The 19,234-nt window shown below is 55.4% G+C and carries 18 protein-coding genes; 12 read left to right on the top strand and 6 right to left on the bottom strand.

Translation table 11 applies throughout. From position 1 onward, the window contains the following. Window positions 1–238 precede the first annotated feature (238 nt). On the top strand, window positions 239–454 hold the full coding sequence (gene rpmE, locus HP572_RS21230; protein WP_010281510.1) for a 50S ribosomal protein L31: 216 nt from the start codon (window positions 239–241) through the stop codon (window positions 452–454). Between the two features lie 81 nt (window positions 455–535). Here rpmE and HP572_RS21235 read toward each other — a convergent pair whose 3' ends face one another. The 5 genes from HP572_RS21235 to metJ all read right to left on the bottom strand — a co-directional run bounded on the left by HP572_RS21235 (window position 536) and on the right by metJ (window position 4,430). Beyond that, window positions 536–946 (bottom strand): type II toxin-antitoxin system HicB family antitoxin, encoded by a 411-nt coding sequence (locus HP572_RS21235; RefSeq protein WP_240584267.1) that lies wholly within the window; start codon window positions 944–946, stop codon window positions 536–538. Window positions 947–1,101: 155 nt separating this feature from the next. Beyond that, window positions 1,102–2,112 (bottom strand): iron ABC transporter permease, encoded by a 1,011-nt coding sequence (locus HP572_RS21240; protein ID WP_240584268.1) that lies wholly within the window; start codon window positions 2,110–2,112, stop codon window positions 1,102–1,104. Further along, the gene (locus tag HP572_RS21245) at window positions 2,109–3,071 is read right to left on the bottom strand and encodes an ABC transporter substrate-binding protein (RefSeq protein ID WP_240584269.1); all 963 of its coding nucleotides are present in this window, start codon (window positions 3,069–3,071) and stop codon (window positions 2,109–2,111) included. The genes HP572_RS21240 and HP572_RS21245 overlap by 4 nt, the downstream gene beginning before the upstream one ends. A gap of 9 nt (window positions 3,072–3,080) precedes the next feature. Further along, window positions 3,081–3,878, bottom strand: a complete 798-nt coding sequence (locus tag HP572_RS21250; RefSeq protein ID WP_240584270.1) for an ABC transporter ATP-binding protein — start codon at window positions 3,876–3,878, stop codon at window positions 3,081–3,083. A gap of 234 nt (window positions 3,879–4,112) precedes the next feature. Then, window positions 4,113–4,430 carry a met regulon transcriptional regulator MetJ gene (gene metJ, locus HP572_RS21255; protein ID WP_005973355.1) on the bottom strand — a complete coding sequence of 106 codons (318 nt, stop codon included), beginning with the start codon at window positions 4,428–4,430 and terminating at the stop codon, window positions 4,113–4,115. Between the two features lie 187 nt (window positions 4,431–4,617). On the opposite strand from metJ, the gene metB reads away from it, so the two are divergent. From metB to oxyR, 10 genes are all read left to right on the top strand, one after another. Beyond that, complete coding sequence (gene metB / locus HP572_RS21260; protein WP_240584271.1) at window positions 4,618–5,778, top strand: cystathionine gamma-synthase; 1,161 nt, start codon at window positions 4,618–4,620, stop codon at window positions 5,776–5,778. Window positions 5,779–5,780: 2 nt separating this feature from the next. Next, on the top strand, window positions 5,781–8,216 hold the full coding sequence (locus HP572_RS21265; protein ID WP_240584272.1) for a bifunctional aspartate kinase/homoserine dehydrogenase II: 2,436 nt from the start codon (window positions 5,781–5,783) through the stop codon (window positions 8,214–8,216). Between the two features lie 217 nt (window positions 8,217–8,433). Then, window positions 8,434–9,600, top strand: a complete 1,167-nt coding sequence (locus tag HP572_RS21270; RefSeq protein ID WP_240584273.1) for an ABC transporter ATP-binding protein — start codon at window positions 8,434–8,436, stop codon at window positions 9,598–9,600. Between the two features lie 22 nt (window positions 9,601–9,622). Next, on the top strand, window positions 9,623–10,756 hold the full coding sequence (locus tag HP572_RS21275; protein ID WP_371745292.1) for an extracellular solute-binding protein: 1,134 nt from the start codon (window positions 9,623–9,625) through the stop codon (window positions 10,754–10,756). Between the two features lie 183 nt (window positions 10,757–10,939). Beyond that, window positions 10,940–11,779 carry an ABC transporter permease gene (locus HP572_RS21280; RefSeq protein ID WP_240584274.1) on the top strand — a complete coding sequence of 280 codons (840 nt, stop codon included), beginning with the start codon at window positions 10,940–10,942 and terminating at the stop codon, window positions 11,777–11,779. Continuing rightward, complete coding sequence (locus HP572_RS21285; protein WP_240584275.1) at window positions 11,776–12,582, top strand: ABC transporter permease; 807 nt, start codon at window positions 11,776–11,778, stop codon at window positions 12,580–12,582. The genes HP572_RS21280 and HP572_RS21285 overlap by 4 nt, the downstream gene beginning before the upstream one ends. Next, on the top strand, window positions 12,579–13,583 hold the full coding sequence (locus HP572_RS21290; protein ID WP_240584276.1) for a LacI family DNA-binding transcriptional regulator: 1,005 nt from the start codon (window positions 12,579–12,581) through the stop codon (window positions 13,581–13,583). Before HP572_RS21285 ends, HP572_RS21290 begins: the two co-directional genes overlap by 4 nt. Further along, window positions 13,535–14,392, top strand: coding sequence for a phosphodiesterase (locus HP572_RS21295; protein WP_240584277.1), 858 nt, complete (start codon window positions 13,535–13,537; stop codon window positions 14,390–14,392). Before HP572_RS21290 ends, HP572_RS21295 begins: the two co-directional genes overlap by 49 nt. A 253-nt stretch (window positions 14,393–14,645) precedes the next feature. After that, window positions 14,646–15,542, top strand: a complete 897-nt coding sequence (gene metF / locus HP572_RS21300) for a methylenetetrahydrofolate reductase (protein WP_240584278.1) — start codon at window positions 14,646–14,648, stop codon at window positions 15,540–15,542. A gap of 539 nt (window positions 15,543–16,081) precedes the next feature. Then, entirely contained in the window at window positions 16,082–16,990 is a 909-nt protein-coding gene (oxyR, locus tag HP572_RS21305) for a DNA-binding transcriptional regulator OxyR (RefSeq protein ID WP_010281486.1), read from the top strand. Here the strand turns inward: oxyR and sthA are convergent. Further along, window positions 16,982–18,388, bottom strand: a complete 1,407-nt coding sequence (sthA, locus tag HP572_RS21310; protein WP_014916982.1) for a Si-specific NAD(P)(+) transhydrogenase — start codon at window positions 18,386–18,388, stop codon at window positions 16,982–16,984. The two genes, oxyR and sthA, sit on opposite strands and share 9 nt — an antisense overlap. Before the next feature lie 210 nt (window positions 18,389–18,598). Here sthA and fabR point away from each other — a divergent pair, with 210 nt between their 5' ends. Further along, the gene (gene fabR / locus HP572_RS21315; protein WP_039486831.1) at window positions 18,599–19,228 is read left to right on the top strand and encodes an HTH-type transcriptional repressor FabR; all 630 of its coding nucleotides are present in this window, start codon (window positions 18,599–18,601) and stop codon (window positions 19,226–19,228) included. The last annotated feature ends 6 nt before the right edge of the window (window positions 19,229–19,234 follow it).

Consider the following 19,234-nt stretch of genomic DNA (forward strand, 5'->3'; position numbering starts at 1 on the left):
GGTCTGTATCATGCGCGACGCGGGGTGAAAATAACGCAAGGCGCTAGTGTACATGCTGCGAGGGATAATGTGTGGATGCGATTGCATCAGGGTAGCGGATTCTGTATGATCCGCCGCCATTATGCTGTTCGCGAAAATCATCGCGCCGTTTGCATAATGAAACTTACTTATACAACTTTCGTGTGGTGTCTGGCGGAACAGGGCTGGATAGCGACACGGCCTTAACTGAGGTTTCCCCATGAAAAAAGGTATTCACCCGAATTATTCTGCAGTTACTGTAACTTGCTCTTGCGGTAACGTGATCAAAACCCATTCTACCGTGGGTCGTGACCTGAACCTGGACGTTTGTGGCGAATGCCACCCGTTCTACACCGGCAAACAACGTGATGTTGCAACTGGTGGCCGTGTTGACCGCTTCAACAAGCGTTTCTCCGTTCCAGGCGCTAAAAAATAAGTTCTACTGGCCAATTGGTACAGTAACTTTCTGCAAAGGCACCGACAGGTGCCTTTGTTGTTTCTGGTGGGTCAGTGCTGTTCATCGTGAAGACGAGATTCGCTCTAATGCTGCCTGCGCGAGAAAACCTGAGCGGCTTTTAAATTCAGGATTACTTGCCACGCACCGATCAATTCGGTCAATCAGCGACTTAGGCAGTGTAACGTTAATTTTTTCTGAACCGCCCATTAAACGCGTCACATCGATATCAACAACCGCCCACGTGTACCCAGCGTATTCTGCGCTTTTTGCCAATTGGCCTACTGATGACACGGCGGGAATATCCTGACCCATCTCGATCAGCAGTTCGATATGTCCGGTAATCGCCTCTTTAGCATTCGCGATGGCATCATCTAGCGTATCGCCTGCAGAAAAACAGCCCGGTAGATCTGGCACTGTTACACCGTATGCGTGGGTATCGTCGCCTGCTTCAATTGCAATGGGATAAAACATAATTCAGCCTCTTCGGGTCAGCGATGATCATATTCCTGCCTGTTTCCTGATGCTTTTTACCGTGCCTATCGGTAAATCCTTCCAGTTAGATAACCCCAATAACTCCATCTGGCAATATTTTGGGGGTTATTGGAGTTATTTTAAGTCTACCTCTTTCATCCCTGCTGACGTTTTACCAGCATTCCCAGAACGAAGATGCCGCCCAACCCCGCGGTAATAATCCCGATGGGCAATTCCTGAGGGGCCAGTAGCTGCCGGCTGAGCCAATCGCCGCCGCACAGCAGTATCGCACCCAGCACGGCGGTCAGCGGCAGAAGCTTCTTGTGTAGCACGCCGCTCAACGGGCGAGCCAGATGGGGAATCATCAGGCCGATAAAACCAATCACGCCGGTCAGCGCGACTAACAGCGACGTGGCGAACGCGCAGCAGATGAAAATTTCTACCCGTACGCGAGACAGATTAACCCCCATTGAGGCCGCGGTTTGTCCGCCAGCCAGCAGAGCGTCGAGTGCGCGCCAGCGTAGGGCGGTAAGGCCGAATAGCAGCAGAACGCTGAACACCGCAAAAGGCAACGTGTCCCAACGGGCAAGGCCCAACCCACCCAGCGACCAGAAAAGAATCGAACTGGCGGCCCGTTGATCGCCGGAAAACACTAAATAATTTGTCAGCGCGCCGAACAGAAATGAGATCGCTAATCCGCAGATAATCAAACGCTCTGCGCCCCGCGCCTGTTGCAGCAGAAACAGCACGGTCACGGCGACAGCCGATAAGATACCGCCACAGAAGGCCGCCATCGGCAGCGCCCAGTCACCGAGTTGCTCACCAAAGCGGGTGATGACGGCGACTGCCCCCGCTGAGGCACCAGCAGACAGGCCAAACAGAAACGGGTCGGCCAGATCGTTGCGGGTTGCCGTTTGCAAAAAGGCCCCGACCATCGCTAACCCCGCGCCGCACAGCGCTGCCAGCAGGCTGCGGGGAATACGCAGTTCCAGAATGATGCGTGACGTCATCGGTGACACGTCTGCCGACGATAGCCCCAACACGCTGGCGACCTGCGTAAGGGGGATCGTCGTGCTGCCTGTCGCAATATTTAACAGCATCAGCCCAGCCAGTATCAGCAGCGCGATAACGAAGGTCACTGCATAACGTGAAGACGTTGGGCTCACTTAAAGGCATCCGGGTAGAGTGCGTGCGCTAGTTTATCAACGGCAGCGATATTCGCGGGTCCCGGCGTGAGCTCTGCATATTGCAGCTTTAGATAGCGATGCTGTTGTACGGCGGGGGTAAATTTCATCAGCGGATGTGATTCCAGAAAACGTCTTAAGGCATCTGCACCGTTGCCGGTCTGGTAATCCAGCAAAATGATAAAGTCAGGCTCGCGTGCCGCCACGCTTTCCCACGATGTCGAAGCCCAGCTCGTCTCCATATCGTCCATTACGTTCTTGCCGCCCGCGGCCTCAATGATGGCAGTTGGCATGGCGAATTTCCCGCTGGTAAACGGCTTATCGTCGCCAGAGTCATACAGAAAAACCGTCTGCTTTGGTTGATTGCCAATACGGATTTGCAGTTCGGCAATGTGCTGTTTCCAGCCGTCAATCTGTTCCTGAGCCTGTTCCTGCTTACCGAAGATTTTCCCCAGTTTCAGCATATCGCCGTAAAGCAGATCCATGCTGGCTCGCGGCCGCTGTTTCTGCTGTTCGGTGAAAACGCAGCTTTCGCTGAGTACCAGCGTCTGAATGCCGTATTTTTGCAGCGCTTGCGGTGTGACTTCGCCACCGACTTTCATGCCGTAGTTCCACCCTGCAAAGAAGAAATCCGGGTGTACAGCCAGCAGGTTTTCCAACGTCGGGTATTTTGCTGCCAGTTCGGGGATGGTGCCCTGCTGTTTGATAAAGTCTGGAGGCGCTTTATACCAGCCGGTGATCCCCGTCAGCCCGACAATATTTTTTTGCAGCCCAAGTGCAAACGCCATTTCCGTCATGTTCAGGTCATGAATAACGGCTCGCTGTGGCGGCTGGGTGAAGGTCAGCGGTTGCCCACAGCTATCCACCGTGACGGGAAAACCCGAGGCGTGTACCCAGCACGACGTCAATGCCAGCAGTCCAGACAGAAGCGTTATTTTCATCATGGTTCCTTAGTGCAGTTCAGGGGCTTCAAAGATGCGAATGGGCGAACCGTTTATCGGGTGTGGCACCGTAAAGCTCTCCATCCCAAATACGGATTTCACGCAGTCGGCGCTCAGCGCGTGTGCAGGTGTTCCCCAGCGGAGTAGCGTTCCCTGCTGCAAAACAGCGACACGGTCGGCAAAGGGGGTGATCAGTGGCAGGTCGTGCAGCACAGCCAGCGTTGAAATACCGCGTTTCCGCACGAGAGACAGCAACTGCGCACGTGCTAACGGATCGAGGTGGTTAGTGGGTTCATCCAGCAGCAGGAGCTGCGGCGTTTGCGCGAACGCACGTGCCAGCGACGCGCGTTGACGTTCTCCACCGGAGAGCGTGCCCAGCAGGCGGTGGCGCAGCGGTAATAAGCCGGTATCGTCCAGCGCTTCTTCGATGAGTTGGCGATCGTACGCAGGTGTGCTGAATCCGTGGTGGGGAATCCGCCCTAAGGCGACGTACTCTGCGACCCGCAGACGCAGATCCGGTGCATCGTTCTGCGCCAAAATCGCGATGCGCTTTGCTCGCTCATGGCGGCTGAGTGTATTCAGCGGTTGCCCATTTAGGTAGATGTGCCCCGTCGTTGTGCCGAGCTCGCTGGTTAACACGCGTAGCAGCGTGGATTTACCGCTGCCGTTGGGCCCAACCAGCGCCAAACGCTCGCCAGCCTGCATGGACAGAGAAATATCACTGAGCCTCGGCGCGTGATTGGCGTCGGCAACGGAAACATGGTGAAGCTGTAGCAGCACGGGGTTACTGGAGAGAAGCTCTGTCATGATGCGGGCATATCACCGTCATAGATCAAAAATGATATGTTATAACATAACAAATTAAATGCAATCCCGATTCACAATGTGAGTGGAAGAGGAAGCGATCGGAAGAAGCGCGAGCGGTGGAAGTTCGAGGTTTTAGAGGTTAATGAAGAGTGGTGTGTTGAGCGGGTTGCACTGCATAGCAAAACCCCGCCGGAGAAGGCGGGGTTAGCTAGAAAATTGACAGCGCAAACGCGATCAGTATTCCCACGTATCCGGGTCGATACCCATTTCACGCATGATGATTTTCGCGGCTTCAGGAATTTCATCGCTGCGTTCTTTACGCAGGTCTTCGTCATTCGGTAACGGTTGTCCCGTGAACGCGTGCAGGAACGCCTCGCACAGCAGCTCGCTGTTGGTGGCATGGCGCAGGTTGTTCACCTGACGACGCGTGCGTTCGTCAGTCAGTATCTTTAGTACTTTCAATGGGATAGATACTGTTATCTTCTTGACTTGCTCGCTTTTTTTACCGTGTTCAGCGTAAGGGCTGACATACTCGCCGTTCCACTCAGCCATGGGATACCTTAAAAATTAATCTAATGAAGACAGCATCTGTCATGAAATGCCACAATTCTAGCGGTTATTATGCTTATGCTCAATCTATACGCAAAGAAGTTTAGATGTCTAGATGTGTTGACGTCTATTAAAACTGCGTTTACTCTTAAGTTCCTATCTTTTCAGCCTCCAGCCAGGAAATGAGCCGATGACGCGTAAACAGGCAACGATCGCAGTCCGCAGCGGGTTAAATGATGATGAGCAGTATGGCTGCGTCGTCCCACCCATTCACCTTTCCAGCACGTATAACTTTACCGGATTCAACCAGCCACGCGCACATGACTATTCGCGTCGCGGTAACCCCACGCGTGATGTTGTGCAGCGTGCGCTTGCCGAACTGGAAGGCGGTGCGGGTGCGGTAATGACGAGCAGCGGAATGTCGGCGATTATGCTGGTTTGCACGGTGTTCCTGCGTCCCGGCGATCTGCTGGTGGCACCGCATGATTGCTACGGCGGCAGCTATCGTCTGTTTGACAGCCTGAGCAAGCGCGGCGCATTTCGCGTCAAATTTGTCGATCAAAGTGATACCGATGCGCTCAACGCGGCGTTGGCAGAAAAGCCGAAGCTGGTGCTGGTGGAAAGCCCGAGCAATCCGCTGCTGCGCGTCGTGGATATTGCCGCGATTTGTCAGGCCGCGCGGGAAGCGGGCGCGGTCAGCGTGGTGGATAACACCTTCCTGAGCCCGGCGTTGCAGAAGCCGCTGGAGCTGGGTGCCGATCTGGTGGTGCATTCATGTACCAAGTACCTGAACGGTCACTCTGATGTCGTGGCGGGTGCAGTGATCGCCAAAGATGCCGATACCATTACTGAACTGGCCTGGTGGGCGAACAACATCGGTGTTACGGGCGCAGCGTTTGACAGCTATCTGCTGCTACGTGGCCTGCGTACTCTGGCACCGCGCATGGCGGCCGCGCAGCGTAATGCGCAACAAGTGGTTGAATTCTTACAGACGCAGCCGTTGGTGAAGGCGCTGTACCATCCTTCACTGCCGAACAATCCCGGCCATGATATTGCCCGCCGTCAACAATCTGGCTTTGGCGCTATGCTAAGTTTTGAGCTGGATGGAGATGAAGACACGCTGCGCCGTTTTCTGGCGTCGCTGGAGCTGTTCACCCTGGCGGAATCGCTGGGCGGAGTGGAAAGCCTCATCTCTCATGCGGCAACGATGACGCATGCCGGCATGGCGCCAGAAGCGCGTGCTGCGGCGGGTATCTCTGAAACATTACTGCGTATTTCCACCGGCATTGAAGACGGCGATGATCTGGTTGCCGATCTGGATCGTGCGTTTCAAGCCGCAGCCAAGAGGTAAGAATGAGTGCATTAGGAGTAGCGCCATCGGTAACAGGCCGACAGCTGCATAAGTTTGGCGGTAGCAGTCTGGCCGATGTGAAGTGTTACCTGCGCGTAGCCGGTATTATGGCGGAGTATAGCCACCCCGGTGATTTGATGGTGGTGTCTGCCGCAGGCAGTACCACAAACCAGCTGATTAGCTGGTTGAAACTGAGCCAGAGCGATCGTCTGTCGGCGCATCAGGTTCAGCAGGCATTACGCCGCTACCACAGTGAATTGATTGCCGGGCTGCTGCCTGCGCAAGAGGCAGAGACGCTGACCGCTCAGTTTATCCGCGATCTGGAGCGTTTGGCTGCGCTGCTGGATGGCAAGATAACGGATGCCGTCTACGCCGAAGTGGTTGGGCACGGTGAAATTTGGTCGGCTCGCCTGATGTCTGCCGTGTTGAACCATCTGGATATGAATGCAGCGTGGCTGGATGCGCGTGATTTTCTCTGTGCGGAACGTGCCGCACAGCCACAGGTGGATGAAGGACGTTCCTGGCCGCTGTTGCAGCAATATCTGACGCAACACGCAGGTCAGCGTTTAGTGGTAACCGGTTTTATCTGCCGCAATGATGCAGGTGAAACGGTGCTGCTGGGACGCAACGGAAGTGACTATTCCGCCACACAAATTGGTGCACTGGCGGGCGTTGAGCGCGTGACCATCTGGAGCGACGTCGCTGGGGTGTATAGCGCCGACCCGCGCAAAGTGAAAGATGCCTGCCTGCTGCCGCTGCTGCGACTGGATGAAGCCAGTGAACTGGCACGTCTGGCGGCACCGGTCTTACATACGCGTACCTTACAGCCCGTTTCCGGCAGCGATATCGACCTGCAACTGCGTTGCAGCTATCAGCCTGAACAAGGGTCGACGCGTATCGAACGCGTGCTGGCCTCGGGGACGGGTGCCAAAATTGTCACCAGCCATGATGACGTGTGCCTGATTGAAGTTCAGGTTCCTTCTGAACACGATTTTGTGCTGCTGCAAAAAGAAGTCGAACAGCTTCTGAACCGTGCGCAGCTGAAACCGCTGGCAGTCGGTGTTCATCAGGATCGTAATCTGCTGCAACTGTGCTACACCTCCGAAGTGGTGGATAGCGCGCTGCAACTGCTGGCACAGGCCGCGTTACCCGTTGAACTCAATCAGCGTGACGGTCTGGCGATGGTCGCGATGGTGGGCGCGGGCGTGGGTAAAAACCCGCTACACAGCCACCGCTTCTATCAGCAGTTGAAAGATCAGCCGATTGAATTTGTCCGCCAGGCCGATGATGGCATCAGTCTGGTGGCGGTGCTGCGTGTCGGCCCGACAGAGCATCTGATTCGCGGGCTGCACCATTCGCTGTTCCGGGCAGAAAAACGTATCGGTCTGGTGCTGTTCGGCAAAGGAAACATTGGTTCACGCTGGCTGGAGCTGTTTGCGCGTGAGCAGAGCAATCTGTCTGCACGCACCGGTTTTGAGTTTGTACTGGCTGGCGTGGTGGACAGTACGCGCAGCCTGTTGAACTATGACGGACTGGATGCCAGCCGTGCGTTGGCTTTCTTCGAAAGTGAAGCGCAGGAAAGGGATGGCGAAGATCTGTTCCTGTGGATGCGTGCGCACCCCTTCGATGATTTGGTGGTGCTGGATGTCACCGCCAGTGAGTCGGTCGCCGACCTGTATCTGGATTTCGCCAGCTATGGTTTCCACGTCATCAGCGCTAACAAACTGGCGGGTGCATCCGGCGGCAATAACTATCGCCAGATCCGCGATGCGTTCGCGAAAACGGATCGTCACTGGTTGTATAACGCGACTGTGGGCGCAGGGTTGCCGGTCAACTTTGCGGTGCGCGATCTGCGAGAAAGCGGCGACAGTATTCTGGCGATTAGCGGGATTTTCTCCGGCACGCTTTCCTGGCTGTTCTTGCAGTTTGACGGCACCGTGCCGTTCACCGAACTGGTCGATCAAGCTTGCCAGCAAGGACTGACTGAGCCGGATCCGCGTGTTGACCTCTCTGGTCAGGACGTCATGCGTAAGCTGGTGATTCTGGCGCGTGAAGCGGGCTATGACATCGAGCCGAGTCAGGTTCGGGTTGAGTCGCTGGTGCCGCCGGGCTGTGAGCAGGGTTCTGTCGATTACTTCTTCGAGAACGGCGATTCGCTGAACGAGCAAATGCTGCGTCGTCTGGAAGCGGCACAGGAAATGGGTCTGGTTCTGCGTCACGTCGCACGCTTTGACAGCAACGGTAAAGCGCGCGTTGGCGTTGAAGCGGTTCGCCCCGATCATCCGCTGGCCTCGCTACTGCCGGGTGATAACGTGTTTGCGATTGAAAGCCGCTGGTATCGGGATAACCCGCTGGTTATCCGTGGGCCGGGCGCGGGGCGCGATGTCACCGCCGGTGCGCTTCAGTCTGACCTAAACCGTCTGGCACAGCTGTTGTAGAACCTGTTGTAAGCGCGACATACCGTTGGCCGTCTCCGCGTATGGGGAGATGGCCAATACTCAAGAGACCCACTCCATCGTTTCCCTTCTTGCTAAGAAATTTCGCCGCTATCTTCCTCGTCAGTCGTGTCACTGAAATGTCACGGTGACAACACGCCACTGACACGATGTCACCGCACAATCAGCGCATTGTTTGATTATCGTGGAATGCACAGCTGTGCAAAAAACAACTTCCTCTGCGGCAGCCCCGCACATTGTCATCGACCATCTACATGTTGGATACGGCACGACCGCCGTATTGAACGATATCCATCTGGAGATTGCGCAGGGCGAATTCGTGGCGTTGCTCGGTTCGTCAGGGTGTGGCAAGACGACACTACTGCGTACGGTCGCTGGGTTCTCGTCACCGCGTGCGGGGGCGATTCGCGTTAACGGACAGGATATGACGCAAGCGCCGCCAGAGAAACGCGGAATGGCGCTGGTGTTTCAGAGCTATGCGCTGTGGCCGCATATGACAGTGGCACAGCATATTGCCTACGGACTGCGTTTGCGCCGCGTCCCGCGTGCTGAGATTGCCAGCCGTGTGGCGGAACTGGAAACCATGCTCGGTTTGACGGGCCTGAGCGCTCGTAAGCCTGCGGAACTGTCCGGTGGACAGCGCCAGCGGGTTGCCTTGGGCCGCGCACTGGCGGTACGGCCGGATATTCTGCTGCTGGATGAACCGCTCTCCAATCTGGACGCCCGCATCCGCTTGCAACTGCGTGATGAGATCCGTGCGCTGCAACAGCGGCTGGGATTGACCGCAATCCACGTGACACACGATCGCGAAGAAGCGATGGTGATGGCGGACCGCATCGTGATTTTGAATCAGGGTCGCATCATGCAGGCGGGCAGCCCGCAAGAGGTGTATCACCATCCGGCCAGCTCGTTTGTCGCGGCGTTTATGGGCGCGGAAAATCGGCTGGTGCTGGAAGCGCGCTATGACGGCGATACTCTGATGATTCCCGGTGATGCCGAGAGTCATTCGCTGGTGCCAGCGAACACGTCGCTACCGCCCGGCGCGATAGAAGCACGTTTTCGCGCGGAAGCCGCTCGCCTTTACGATGCGTCGGACGTCCCGCTTATCCAGCCCGGCATGTTGATGCGCTACGGCACGGTACAGTCCCAAAGCTACCCCGGCGGATACTGGCTACATACGATTTCCAGCGGCACCTGGCGGATACAGGTTCATGCGTCGCACCCTTATGCCATCGGGCAGCGGGTTGCGGTGCAGATCCCTGCCGAGGCGCTGTTTCTTTTCCCGCTGGCAGAAGAGGCAACATCTTCGACGGCGATACCGGATACCACTTCACTTTATTCCCCGCTTCCCGGCCTGACGGCCTGATCCTGAATTGGAGACAAATGAGATGAAACGCATTTTTGCTGCAACGCTGATGATGAGTACGCCGCTGGCGGCGGTACAGGCACAGGAATTAACGGTGTTGACGGCGGGTGACCAAAACATGGTCGACTATGTCAATGAATATCTGGGGCCGCTGTTTGAGAAGCAGCATCCCGGCGTAAAAGTACGTGCCGTCGGCACCGGACCGGGTGATGCGGGGTCGCAGAAGATTCTTGAGCGCTTCAATGCACAGCAGGCCGCCGGTGCCAAAGTCTGGGACACCGATGTTGCGGTTGTGCACGAGAAATTTGTCGGCCCGATGGTGCAAAAGGGCGACCTGCTGAAATATCGCGATGATATCGCCAGCGGCAAGCTGGTCAGCATGGCCGCAGCGGATAAAGCCATGGGTACGGACGTGAAAGGCTATGTTATGCCGATGTTCAGTAGCCAGACGGCGCTGGCCTATAACCCCAGCATGGTCGCGAATCCACCTAAAAGCTATGACGAAATCCAGCAGTGGGCCGCTGCGAATCCGAAGATGTTCGGCTACAACGGCATTAAGGGCGGCGCATCGGGCGTCAGCTTCGTCATGGGCTGGATTTATACTTACGGCGGCGATGCCCAGAAGCTGATGAACGGGCCGTTTGACGAAGCGGAAGCGCAGAAATGGCAGCCGGCGTTTGAGCGCCTGAAAGCCTTTAACAAGAACGTGACGTTGACGCCGGGCAACGCTGGCACGCTCGACATGCTGAGCCGCGGTGAAATCGCGATGGGGCCGGTATGGGTCGATATGTTCTATTCCTGGAAAGCGAGCGGACAGCTGCCGGACAATTTCAAGTTGCTGCTGCCTGCGCCCGGTATGCCGGGGCAGCCGATGCACTATGTCATCCCCGCACAGGCACCGAACCGCGAACTGGCTAAACAGTTTGTCGAACTGGCAACCAGCGCCAAAGTGCAGGCTGAAGGGATTGTTGAACGCTTTAACTGGTATCCGGGGATCGACGCCAAGTACGTTCAGGCAGAGTTGAAGCCCGCAGTATGGCAGCGTCTGTTCACGGATGTGACGCCTGATGAGCTGGCGAGCAAAGGAAAAACGTTCCCTATCGCGCCTTATCACACTGCGATTCTGAACGCCTATGAGCAGGCGATGGCGAAGTAATTATACCCGTCATACTTCAAGCTGCTTGTGCGTTGGCTGCCCTTACTCACCCCAGTCACTTACCTGAGTAAGCACCTGGGGACTCGTGCGGTTGCCGCCTGCATGCAACTCGAATTATTTAGGGTATACACACCTAGTACCACATGCGCTCTGGCGGGATGAAGCCAGAGCGCGGAGACATTCATGTTGCAAGTATCCCAATTCTCTTCCCGACTGGCGGGTATCGCGCTTGTGCTACCCGCACTGGCGGTGGTGGCCGTCTGTTTTATCACGCCGCTGGGGCTGTCGGTTGGGGGCGCTTTTGTCAGTCAGAATGGCGTGGGCATTGATAACTTTGTCACGGCATTAACGCTGTATCTGCCCGATATCCTGTTTACCTTACTGATTGTGAGCCTCTCAACGCTGTTGATTGGCCTGCTGTCCGTCATGATCGGCGGTTACCTGACGCTGGGGGAAAGCCCGCGCATGGTGGCGCTGCTGCGTTGGGTCTATCGCTGGCCGCTGTTTATCCCGTTTATCGTGACCGGGCAAATTTTACGCACGTTTCTGGCCAAGAATGGCTGGCTGAATGGCGCACTGGATACGCTCGGCATTATCGATATGGCCAGCGCCAGCAACTGGCTGGACTGGCGCGGCATCGTGTTTGCCTTCGTCTGGAAACAGACACCGTTTGTGGCGCTGCTGGTCGCGGGCGCGATGGCGTCGCTGGATCGCACGATGATCGAATCCGCCCGTAACTTAGGCGCATCGCGCTTGCGTATCCTGTGTGAAATTGTGGTGCCTCAGGTTGGGCAAACGCTGCTCACCGGACTCATTCTCTCTTTCGTCACCATGATGTCGGTGCTGTCCGTACCGATGATGATCAATGCCCAGTCGCCGACGATGCTAACCGCCAATATTGCCTTCCGCATTAACGCCTACGGCGATTATGGCGTGGCGAATGCGTTGGGGGTGATTTCCCTGCTGATGACCGGCTTGTTTGCCGTGATTTATCTCCGCTTGAACATGAGGGAGAAGGCATGAAGAACGTACTGTGGTGGATCCCGAGAATGCTGATTCTGGGGACGCTGATCTTCTTGATCTTTGGCCCATTGGCTAACCTCCTGCTGTGGTCAGTGGCGGAAAAATGGTTCTATCCCCATCTGCTGCCTAATGACTGGGGCTTCGCCTTCTGGAAGCGGGTGTTTTCACCGCGTGGGGTGGCCTGGGAAGCGCTGGGGAATAGCGTGATGGTGGCGGTGTTCACCGTGCTGGCCTCGCTGTCGCTGGCGATTCCGGCGGGATATGCGCTGGCGCGTCTGCCGCTGCCTGCTCGTGGATTGATACTGCTGGTCTTCCTGATCCCGCAGGCGTTTCCGAATCTGACGGTGTACGTCAACATCGCCCGCCTGTTTTATCAGTGGGGGCTGAACGGCACGCTGCTGGGCGTGGTGCTCGTTCACACGGTTCACGGGCTGGTGTTTGCGGTCTGGATTGCCTCGGCGGCATTCTCGGCGGTGGGGCGTGAAATGGAGCAGGCGGCGCGTTCAATTGGTGCCGGGCCGTGGCGTGCGTTTGTCGGCATCACCTTGCCGCTGGCTATGCCGGGGCTGATGGCATCGGCCATCTTCGTTTTCCTCGAGTCGCTAGATGAATTTACCGGCAGCTACTTCGTGGGGGCACCGGACGTGCAGATGATGCCGCTGCTGCTCTATACCGCGGGGGCAGGTGGTAACTATCAGATCGCTTCCATTACCGCGCTGGTGCTGCTGATTCCTTCTGTGCTGTTCATGCTGGTGGTGGAGCGTTTTTTGAAAGCCGACGTAATGGCAAGGATAGGGAAATGACGGCAGGTAAACAGGGCTACGTTAGTGCACAGGATGTCGCTCGTCGGGCTGGCGTATCGCGCTCGGCGGTGTCCCGCAGTTTTACCCCCGGCGCCAGCGTGTCGGCTGCCACCTATGCCAAAGTCATGACGGCGGCGCAGGAGTTGGGCTATCAGGTTAACGATCTGGCCCGTGGTCTGCTGGCGAACAGCAGCCGTCTAGTGGGGCTAGTGGTGACGCACCCCGAGGTTGGGTTTCGCGCCAATTTGGTCGCAGAGCTGTCGCAGGCCTTAATTCAACGCGGTTCGATTCCCGTGCTCATCAATACCGGTCATGTGCGGGAAGCGATGGCTGCCGCGCGTTCGATTCTGTTTGGTCACCGTGCGGAAGCGACGATTGTACTTTCCGGCTCGCCGCCAAAAGAATTCGTCGAACTGGCGCAGCTAAACGGCCAGCCGCTGATTGTTATCGGGCGGCACGAACCGGCGTGTGACAGCGTACACATTGATAATGACACCGCTGCGCGTATGGCGGCGCGGCTGTTTGCCTCATCGGGCAGAACGCGTCTGGCTCTGGCCGGAGCGGCTTCGGCAACGCCCAATATCATCGAACGTGAACAGGCGTTTTGTGAAGAAGCGCGTTTGTTAGGGCTGCCCGTGGTTGTGGTACGTGGTGATGATACGGACTATGACGACGGGTTGACGGTGGGGCAGACGCTATTTTCGCTTCCCGAAGTCGCCAGGCCAGATGCGGTGTTCTGCGTTAACGATTTAGTGGCGTTCGGCGTGATCGATCGCGCAAAGCAGTGTGGACTAGCTGTTCCGCAGGATCTCATGGTGATCGGGTTTGATGATATTCCGGCCGCAGGGTGGGATGCCTATGCGTTGACGACATTTCGTCAGGATCCCGCAACGATGGCGGCACAAGCGCTGGCGTTGCTCGATCGACGCCAGTCTCAGGTACAAGAACCCGCGTGTCGAGCGAAAGTGGCTGCCCCGCTAATCCGCCGCCAGTCGGCGTAACGGTACTGGCAGGCGATAACACGTGGATAGTGAAAACCGAGGATAATATGAAACTGATTCAACTTTCCGACCTCCATCTGACCGCACAAGGCGGCAATTTGCATGGCCGCGACCCGGAACAGCAGTTGAAGGCGGCGATTGCCAACATCAATGCACACCATCGCGATGCCGATCTGGTGGTCATCTCCGGCGATCTGTCCGATGACGGCAGTGCGGCATCTTATGCGTTTCTGGCCTCGGCGCTGGCTGAACTCCAGCTTCCCTGGCGTGTAACGATGGGGAATCACGACGACCGGGAGACGTTTTTGGCCCAGTTCCCGACGCTGGCGGATGAAAACGGGTTTGTGCAGAACGTGACGTCCGTGGGAGATGATTGCGTCATTCTGCTGGATTCGTTGCAGGCTGGTGAGGTGGGCGGAACGCTGTGTTCAGCGCGGCTGGCGTGGCTTGAACAACAGCTTCAGGCTGCGGAAGGCAAGAATGTGTTCCTGTTCTTGCATCACCCCCCGATGTCTATCGGGCTTCCGGCGCTGGATAACGTTCGATTAGCCCCCGAGGCAGCAGACGCGCTGTATCAAGTGTGTCACCGTTTCGGCAATGTGCGGCATATATCCGCGGGGCACGTGCATCGGCCTGCTAGCGGCAACTGGCGAGGTATATCGTTCACCACGATACGCGGCACCAATCACCAGTCCGCGCTGCGCTTCGCTCCCGGATTTGAGGTCAGCCTGGAAGCCCCGCAGTACGCCATTTTTCTGACAACGGAAGAAGGGCATACCGTACATTTTCACGATTTTCCCTGCGGCTGATGGCGTGTTTCCTAGATTCTCGCGATGGCACACGAAACTGTCTCTACGTTGACATAACAATGTGACGAAGAGACAGCACTTTTGCGGGAAACCCATCATGAACTTTCTTCATTTAGCGTGAGTAATCATCACGGCTTGCCGTGCTGAAAAACGTTGACTCTTTAAGCGGATTACGTCATTTTCTATATAGCCGTCTAAACGTATAGACGTGTAGCGAATGATAATAACAGTCACGGTCAACGGGGTAGCAGGTATGAGCTTTTTTCACGCAAACCAGCGGGAAGCGCTGAATCAAAGTCTGGCGGAATTACAGGGACGCATTAATGTGTCATTCGAATTTTTCCCGCCGCGTACCAGCGAGATGGAAGACACCCTGTGGAGCTCTATTGATCGACTGAGCAGCCTGAAGCCCAAGTTTGTTTCCGTGACCTACGGGGCGAATTCTGGCGAGCGTGACCGTACTCACAGCATTATCAAAACGATTAAAGAGCGTACTGGTCTGGAAGCGGCACCTCACCTGACCTGCATCGATGCTTCACGCGAACAGTTGCGTGACATCGCTCAGGATTACTGGGAGAGCGGTATCCGCCATATTGTCGCGCTGCGTGGCGACTTGCCTCCAGAAGGCGGCAAACCGGACATGTACGCGGTGGATCTGGTTTCCCTGCTGAAAGAGGTCGGTGATTTCGATATTTCGGTTGCCGCCTATCCTGAAGTACACCCTGAAGCGAAAAGCGCGCAGGCTGACCTGATTAACCTGAAACACAAGATTGATGCTGGCGCGAATCGCGCGATCACACAGTTCTTTTTCGACGTAGAAAGCTACCTGCGGTTCCGTGACCGCTGTGTGGCAACGGGCATCGATGTAGAAATTGTGCCGGGCATTCTGCCAGTGTCGAACTTCAAGCAGTTGCAAAAATTTGCCACGATGACCAACGTCCGTGTGCCGAATTGGATGACGACCATGTTTGACGGCCTGGATAACGATCCAGAAACCCGCAAAATGGTGGGCGCGTCTATCGCCATGGATATGGTGAAAATTCTCAGTCGTGAAGGCGTAAAAGATTTCCATTTCTATACGCTGAACCGCGCGGAGCTGAGCTATGCGATTTGCCATACGCTGGGCGTCCGCCCTGATGTGGCACGCTGAGGCGATACGCAAGATTTCAGGAAGAAAGAGGCTGCAACGCGGTGACGAAGAGTAACGGTATTGGAATGCCTTTCAACGTCACTTATTGCGGCTCTGAAAAGGAGGAGTCTCAGGGATGAGATTCCTATTCGCACGGCGCATCACAGTATGATGGTCACGCGGCGACGTGATTAACTATCCCCTATTAACTACCCCCTCTGAATATTCAATCCTATTTTCTCTTCACCAGTTTCGATGCTTTCCTTGCTTTGCCGCTGGTCAGCTTTCCAGACATCGTTCGCAAGGGTATTGTTGCCCGACGCACACAAAATGCTGTCACTGCCAAATCACATTGAAGATGTTAGCCCGCTTGTTATAGCGTGGCTGGAGTCTGGCAGATACCCAAGTAGTACCGAAATCGTAAAAATATTGTTTTATTCCTGTAGAAATAAATAGATACGCTTCGGTGGGATATATTATTCATTTTGGATGTTGATAGGGATTGTCGTTCATTGATATCCTATCTATCGCTGTTAGCTATCATGATAAGGAGAATAATAATGAATATTCGGGACTTAGAGTATCTTGTCGCGCTGGCAGAACATCGTCACTTTCGGCGTGCGGCAGATTCCTGCCATGTGAGTCAGCCAACACTCAGTGGACAGATTCGTAAACTGGAAGATGAACTCGGCGTGATGCTGCTGGAACGAACCAGCCGCAAGGTCTTGTTTACGCAAGCCGGGCTGCTGCTGGTTGAGCAGGCACGAACGGTATTACGCGAGGTTAAAGTATTAAAAGAGATGGCGAGCCAGCAGGGTGAAACCATGTCCGGGCCGCTGCATATCGGTCTGATCCCCACTGTGGGGCCTTATCTGCTGCCGCAAATCATTCCAATGCTGCATCGCACGTTCCCCAAACTCGAAATGTATCTGCATGAAGCGCAAACCCATCAGTTACTGGCCCAGTTGGACAGCGGCAAACTGGACTGCGCCATTCTCGCGATGGTGAAAGAGTCCGAAGCCTTTATCGAAGTTCCCCTCTTCGATGAGCCGATGAAGCTGGCCATTTATCAGGATCACCCTTGGGCGAACCGCGAACGCGTGGCAATGTCCGATCTGGCGGGTGAGAAACTGCTGATGCTGGAAGACGGCCACTGCCTGCGCGATCAGGCCATGGGCTTCTGTTTTCAGGCGGGGGCAGATGAAGATACGCATTTCCGGGCGACCAGCCTGGAGACACTGCGCAACATGGTCGCAGCCGGAAGCGGTATTACGCTTCTGCCGTCGTTGTCTGTTCCGCGTGAGCGCGAACGCGACGGCGTCTGCTATTTGCCGTGCTATAAGCCGGAGCCCAAGCGCACTATCGCGCTGGTGTATCGCCCCGGTTCACCGCTGCGCGGACGTTATGAGCAACTTGCTGATACCATCCGCGAGCATATGCAGGGCTATATGGAAAACCTGTCAAAATAAGCGGTTAAGCCCGTTCAGCGCGGCTACACGGTACGCTTCTGCCATGGTTGGATAGTTGAAGGTGGTATTAACGAAATATTCGATAGTATTGCCTTCACCTTTCTGTTCCATGATGGCCTGCCCGATGTGGATAATCTCAGCGGCGCGCTCACCAAAGCAGTGAATACCCAGAATCTGTTTCGTTTCACGGTGGAACAGAATCTTCAAACTCCCCACATTCATCCCAACAATCTGCGCCCGTGCCAGATGTTTGAACTGCGCCCGCCCGACTTCATAAGGCACTTTCATCGCGGTGAGCTCTTGCTCGGTTTTCCCCACGGAGCTGATTTCCGGGATGGTATAAATGCCGGTTGGGATATCTTCGATCAGATGCGCGCTGGCATCGCCTTTGATGATCGCCTGTGCAGCGAGTCGACCCTGATCGTACGCTGCTGATGCCAGGCTAGGATAGCCAATGACATCGCCGATGGCATAAATATGCGCCAGCGCCGTCTGGTACATGCTGTTGACCTTGAGCTGGCCGCGGCTGTCGGTGCTCAGGCCGATATTCTCCAGCCCCAGCGTTTCCGTGTTCCCCGTGCGCCCGTTGGCATAAAGCAGGCAGTCCGCCTTCATCTTTTTGCCTGACTTCAGATTAACGATAACGCCATCAGACAACCCTTCAATACTCTCGAACTCTTCGTTGTGGCGAATCACCACGCCGTTGTTCCAGAAATGGTAGGACAGGGCATCCGACATTTCCTGATCGAGAAAGGCCAGCAGCCTATCGCGGGTGTTGATTAAATCGACCTTCACGCTCAGGCCGCGAAAGATAGAGGCATATTCACAGCCAATAACGCCCGCGCCGTAAATAATGACGTGCTGAGGCTCGTGGTCGAGTTGCAGAATCGAGTCACTGTCATAAATGCGCGGGTGGTTGAAGTCGACTTCTGCCGGATGATACGGACGTGAACCGGTCGCGATGATGATATTCGCGGCGGTCAGCGTTTCATGGGTATTGTCTGGGTAGTGAACGGCAATCGTATGTGCATCGATGAAGCTGGCTTCACCAGAAAACAACTCGCACTGGTTACGCTCATAAAATCCTTGTCGCATACGGGTTTGCTGACCAATGACGCTGTCGGCGTGGCGCAGGATGTCGGAAAATGAGGAGCGGATAATGCGGGAGTTGTCACTGTAGAGGGGGTTTTGATTGAACTCGATAATGCGGCTGACGGCGTGGCGGAGGGCTTTAGAAGGAATCGTACCCCAGTGGGTACAGCCGCCGCCGACATTGTAGTGACGTTCAATCACCGCAATTTTGGCACCGTGCTTAGCCAATCCCATTGCTGCACCTTCACCGCCGGGACCGGAACCAATAACGATGGCATCGTAATCGAATTGATGTTGTAGAGTCATGGTAGGTTAAACCTGTTTTTATACAAATTAATAACGCGACTGTAACATTGTGCATTGTAACATTGACTGCGGCAGAACCCAATCATCCCTGCCTTTACTATGGAAACAGATTCTCACATCTTAATATGGCAAACTTTGTCTCATTCTGCGGACAATAAAGTTTGCTATAGTGCCCCTCTGGAAAGGGGAGTAGATCATTTGGGCAGCATAATGGGTGTCAGAGCACAACAAAAAGAACGGACTCGTCGTTCCCTTATTGAAGCTGCATTTAGCCAGTTAAGCGCTGAGCGCAGCTTTGCCAGCCTGAGCCTGCGTGAAGTTGCTCGCGAAGCGGGTATCGCACCGACGTCTTTCTATCGTCATTTTCGTGACGTGGATGAGCTGGGGCTGACAATGGTTGACGAAAGCGGGCTGATGCTGCGCCAGTTAATGCGACAGGCTCGGCAGCGTATCGCCAAAACCGGTAGCATCATCAGGACGTCGGTTTCCACCTTCATGGAATTTATCGGCAATAATCCTAATGCGTTCCGGCTCTTGCTGCGTGAGCGCTCAGGGACGTCGGCGGCATTCCGTGCGGCGGTAGCGCGGGAGATTCAGCATTTTATCGCTGAACTGGCGGATTATCTTGAGGTGGAAAACCATATTCCCCGCAGTTTCGCGGAAGCGCAGTCGGAAGCGATGGTGACCATTGTTTTCAGCGCGGGGGCGGAAGCTCTGGATGTTTCTCTGGAACAGCGTAAACAGCTGGAAGAGCGGTTAGTACTGCAACTGCGGATGATCGCCAAAGGCGCTTATTACTGGTACAGAAAAGAACACGATAGTAGCTTTACCGTGCCATAAATCCTC

The organism is Pectobacterium sp. PL64 (genome assembly GCF_022477975.1).
GTDB lineage: Bacteria > Pseudomonadota > Gammaproteobacteria > Enterobacterales > Enterobacteriaceae > Pectobacterium > Pectobacterium jejuense.

What these genes read in the sequence shown, in the direction of transcription:
- HP572_RS21290 (WP_240584276.1), top strand. Translation starts at nt 12,579, where the DNA reads ATGACGGCAGGTAAACAGGGCTACGTTAGTGCACAGGATGTCGCTCGT.
- HP572_RS21235 (WP_240584267.1), bottom strand. Translation starts at nt 946, where the DNA reads ATGTTTTATCCCATTGCAATTGAAGCAGGCGACGATACCCACGCATAC.
- HP572_RS21250 (WP_240584270.1), bottom strand. Translation starts at nt 3,878, where the DNA reads ATGACAGAGCTTCTCTCCAGTAACCCCGTGCTGCTACAGCTTCACCAT.
- HP572_RS21245 (WP_240584269.1), bottom strand. Translation starts at nt 3,071, where the DNA reads ATGAAAATAACGCTTCTGTCTGGACTGCTGGCATTGACGTCGTGCTGG.
- HP572_RS21285 (WP_240584275.1), top strand. Translation starts at nt 11,776, where the DNA reads ATGAAGAACGTACTGTGGTGGATCCCGAGAATGCTGATTCTGGGGACG.
- metJ (WP_005973355.1), bottom strand. Translation starts at nt 4,430, where the DNA reads ATGGCTGAGTGGAACGGCGAGTATGTCAGCCCTTACGCTGAACACGGT.
- HP572_RS21265 (WP_240584272.1), top strand. Translation starts at nt 5,781, where the DNA reads ATGAGTGCATTAGGAGTAGCGCCATCGGTAACAGGCCGACAGCTGCAT.
- fabR (WP_039486831.1), top strand. Translation starts at nt 18,599, where the DNA reads ATGGGTGTCAGAGCACAACAAAAAGAACGGACTCGTCGTTCCCTTATT.
- metF (WP_240584278.1), top strand. Translation starts at nt 14,646, where the DNA reads ATGAGCTTTTTTCACGCAAACCAGCGGGAAGCGCTGAATCAAAGTCTG.
- HP572_RS21275 (WP_371745292.1), top strand. Translation starts at nt 9,623, where the DNA reads ATGAAACGCATTTTTGCTGCAACGCTGATGATGAGTACGCCGCTGGCG.
- HP572_RS21280 (WP_240584274.1), top strand. Translation starts at nt 10,940, where the DNA reads ATGTTGCAAGTATCCCAATTCTCTTCCCGACTGGCGGGTATCGCGCTT.
- metB (WP_240584271.1), top strand. Translation starts at nt 4,618, where the DNA reads ATGACGCGTAAACAGGCAACGATCGCAGTCCGCAGCGGGTTAAATGAT.
- sthA (WP_014916982.1), bottom strand. Translation starts at nt 18,388, where the DNA reads ATGACTCTACAACATCAATTCGATTACGATGCCATCGTTATTGGTTCC.
- oxyR (WP_010281486.1), top strand. Translation starts at nt 16,082, where the DNA reads ATGAATATTCGGGACTTAGAGTATCTTGTCGCGCTGGCAGAACATCGT.
- rpmE (WP_010281510.1), top strand. Translation starts at nt 239, where the DNA reads ATGAAAAAAGGTATTCACCCGAATTATTCTGCAGTTACTGTAACTTGC.